Origin of the sequence: Gynuella sp., from assembly GCF_050297175.1 — a bacterium.
Lineage (GTDB): Bacteria > Pseudomonadota > Gammaproteobacteria > Pseudomonadales > Natronospirillaceae > Gynuella.
Map to the genome: position 1 here is coordinate 1 of NZ_JBNKSF010000051.1, position 3,859 is coordinate 3,859.

The following is a 3,859-nucleotide window of genomic DNA, read 5'->3' on the forward strand; positions in this document are numbered from 1 at the left end:
AGGAACAGATTGATCGTATCTGTGAGTCTGTCCCCGGAGGGGCGGGCAATATCCAGGATATATACCCGTTGGCACCGTTACAGGAAGGCATGCTGTTCCACTATCTGATGCAGGAGCAGGGCGATGTGTATGTCGAACCCATGATTCTGTCTTTTGATACCGAAGATCGCTTAAAGCAGTTTTTTAATGCAATTCAATGTGTGATCGATCGGCATGATGTCCTGCGAACTGCCTTGGTCTGGGAGTATTCGCCAAGTCCGGTACAGGTTGTTTATCGTCATGTCGCCATGGAACTGGAAACCATGACATTTGCGTCTAATCAAGATGCTCTCACGGAACTGCGTCTGCATTTTGATCCTGACCGATTGAGGCTGAATCTACAGCAAGCACCAATAATGCGTGCATGCTCTGTTAATGACGATAAAAATAACCGTTGGTTGCTCTGTCTGATAGAACATCATATCTGGAGCGACCGGACAACACAGCAACTACTGTTTAAAGAAGTCAATACGATCCTGGAAGGACAGCAGGATCGGCTGCCTGATCCTGTGCCGTTTCGACTCTACGTGCAAAATGCGCTGTCGGCAGCCAAGAACACACAGCAGGAAGAAGTGTTCACCGACATGCTATCCGGATTTAAACGACCTTCATTACCTTACGCAGTCGATAATATTCTGTCATCAGAAGATGCTGTTGATCACCTGAATGTATCTCTGGACAGATCGTTGTCCAACGCAATTCGAATTCAGGCACAAAAAGCAGGCGTCAACCCGGCAAGTATCTTTCATTTAGCTTGGGCACGTGTCGTTGGATTTACATCCGGCACAAATGATGTCGTGTTTGGTACTGTTATGCTTGGTCGAATGTCCAGGGACTATGATACGGGTAATGCATTCGGTTCTTATGTTAATACGCTGCCCATAAGAGTTATTTTGGAATCCACGACCGTCAAAGAAGCGTTGCTGGATACTTATGACTCTCTGGCTCAGCTGGTTCAGTGTGAATTATCTCCGTTAGTGCTGGCACAGGGGTGCAGTGATGTACCTGTCGGTGAACCGTTATTTACCGCAATTATGAATTATCGGTTTACCAAAGATACTGACGCATTGCTCGGAAAAGACTCCACGGATATTCGTTGGGATGGAATACAGGTTCTTGATTACAAAGAGCGCACGAACTATCCGGTCTCTCTTTCGGTTAATGATACGCAGCAGGATTTTTCATTGGATTTAACTGTGAGCAGTATCATTCGGATTGATCGCATGGCCGAGTATTGCATCAATGCACTGAAGTTTATTGTTGAGTCTCTTGCCACAAATCCATATGCGGCATTGTGTGAAAAGACATTAATGAACCAATATGAATATAGTAGGGTTGTTAACGATAACCCTGCCATAGATGGTTCACTGAATATTGATAGTACTTTATTAACATCTGAACAAGTTGCTCTACTACCTGATATAGGCTCTGTAAATCACGCTTATATATTGGATAGCAAATGTCATCCTGCACCTCTTGGGGTTCTGGGTGAACTCTATCTTTCCTCCCTCAAACAAAACGCCAAAATACTTTCAAAGAATGGACAATTCTGTAGCGACCCGTTTTCAGGTGATGATTATGAGATGTTGAAAACCGGGTTTTCTGGTATTCGCCTCGAAGATGGATCAATCAGATTAATTGGCATGCAACAGGAACAAGAAGCCGTTTCAGATCATCAATCGGTTAGAGCAGATGCTGCCTTAACAGCACTGAACACTGAAGATATACCGTCAGGAGAACTGGAGGAAAACCTTGCGCGGATTTGGTGTGAACTCTTAGGAGTCAGACAGGTCAATCGCGGGGATCATTTCTTTGAACTGGGCGGGCATTCGTTGCTCACCATACGCATGATCTCAAAAATAAGAACAGAAATTGGGTTGGAAATATCGCTAAAAACGCTATTTGAAAATCCGGTTTTTGCTGATCAGGCCGAAATTATTTTGAACGCACTACTGGCCCAGTTTGATGAAACCGATTTATTGGAACTGGAAACTCTTCTTGAGGATTCTGACGCATGACTTTGAAGGATAAAAAGAACAACGCACTGACTCTTAACTCAATGTCACTTGAAAAGCGTCAGAAGTTATTGGCGTTGGCCAAAAAAAAAGGGTTGAAACGAAACTCATCGGAACAAATACCACCAATATTACCGGCCAGCAGTACCGAATCAGATGAAGCACCGCTGTCATTTTCGCAGCAGCGGCTATGGTTTCTTGCCAGGCTGGATGAAGCAGCAAAGACTGCATATATCATCGCAGGTGATTTGGAGCTGCATGGCAATATCAACAGAGCAGCGCTTCAGAATGCCTTGAATCAGATCATGCTACGACACGATATTCTGCGAACTGGCTTTTTCAATACACCGCTTGGTGTTGTTCAAAAAGTGTCTGAATCAGTGGTGGAATTTCCGTTGGATTATTGTGAACTCAATGACAATGAATCTGTTCCTGAATCTTTTACCTATGATTTTGATTTCGAAAAGCCACCACTGGTCAGAGCACAACTCTTAAAGATAGCAGAACACACACATTTGCTGCGTATCACCATGCATCACATCATCTCTGATGGGTGGTCTCTAAATATATTTTTGCAAGAACTTGGCGGACTTTATTCCGCTTACGTATCAGGCCAGACATATTCTTTGCCAGAACTGTCTATTCAATATGCTGATTACGCGAGATGGCAGAACCGGTGGATTCAAAACGACTTTTTAAAACAACAAAAGGATTACTGGGTTCAACGTTTGCAGGATGCGCCAGCTCTTATTGAACTGCCTTTAGATAAGAAACGCCCTAAAGCTCAGGATTACAAAGGTGCCACCTATCCATTTAGCTTGTCGTTGGAACTTAGCCAGTCAATTCAGAAACTGGCTCAGCAATGTAATACCACGCCATTTGTGACATTAATGACACTCTGGTCGGCTCTTCTTGGAAAATTGGCAGGCCAGGATGATCTGGTTGTTGGGACACCGATTGCGAATCGCCATCGGGAAGGAGTTGATCAGGTTATCGGTATATTCATCAATACCATAGCCTTACGGATAAACGTTGATCAAAGTGCATCGGTTCGATCACTTATATCGCAAGTACGCCAAATAGTTCTGGAAGCACAAGATTATCAGGATATTCCGTTTGAGCAGGTTGTTGCAGCCCTGGACCCGGATCGATCACTTTCCTATAGCCCTGTGTTTCAGGTGATGTTTGATTGGCAGGAGAACACTGAACAAAATGTTAAATTGTCTGGTTTGGATTGCACAATTGTTGCAACTGATCAGCAAACAGCTCAGTTCGATATCAGCCTATCGATGTATGAAAATGATGGTTGCATTCTCGGACTTTGGGAATATGCCACCGCACTGTTTGATGAGGCGACTGTTGCGCGCACTGTGGAGCAGTTTATTCAGTTGTTAACGTTTGCTGTACAAAACCCGGAAGCTTCAGTTAAGCATTGCAATTTAGTCACTTCAAATGAACGCCACACCCAACTGAGTCGCTTCAGTGGCCCGGCCCGTACGTATCCCGGTGCCCCTACGTTACATCAACGCTTCGAAGCCATCGCCGAACGCCTCCCAACTCACTGTGCCGCTGTGCATAACGACCAGCAGATGGATTACCAGACCCTCGACCGTCGCAGTAATCAGGTGGCTCAGACATTGTTGTCCCAAGGTGTACAACGCGGTCAACTCGTCGCCATTCATTGCCCCCGGTCCATCGAGTTTCTCATCGGCATCCTCGGCACCCTCAAAGCCGGTGCCGCCTATGTCCCGCTGGATCCGAACAATCCGCCCGAGCGGTTAAACTATATGGTCGCCCAGGCTCAG

2 protein-coding genes are annotated in these 3,859 nt (G+C 45.4%); both read left to right on the top strand.

Annotated elements, in window-relative coordinates:
* The coding region (locus ACQY6I_RS19990; RefSeq protein WP_428243277.1) for a condensation domain-containing protein at positions 1–2,057 on the top strand (2,057 nt) is incomplete at its 5' end.
* On the top strand, positions 2,054–3,859 hold a 1,806-nt coding region (locus ACQY6I_RS19995), incomplete at its 3' end, for a condensation domain-containing protein (protein ID WP_428243278.1). The genes ACQY6I_RS19990 and ACQY6I_RS19995, both read left to right, overlap by 4 nt.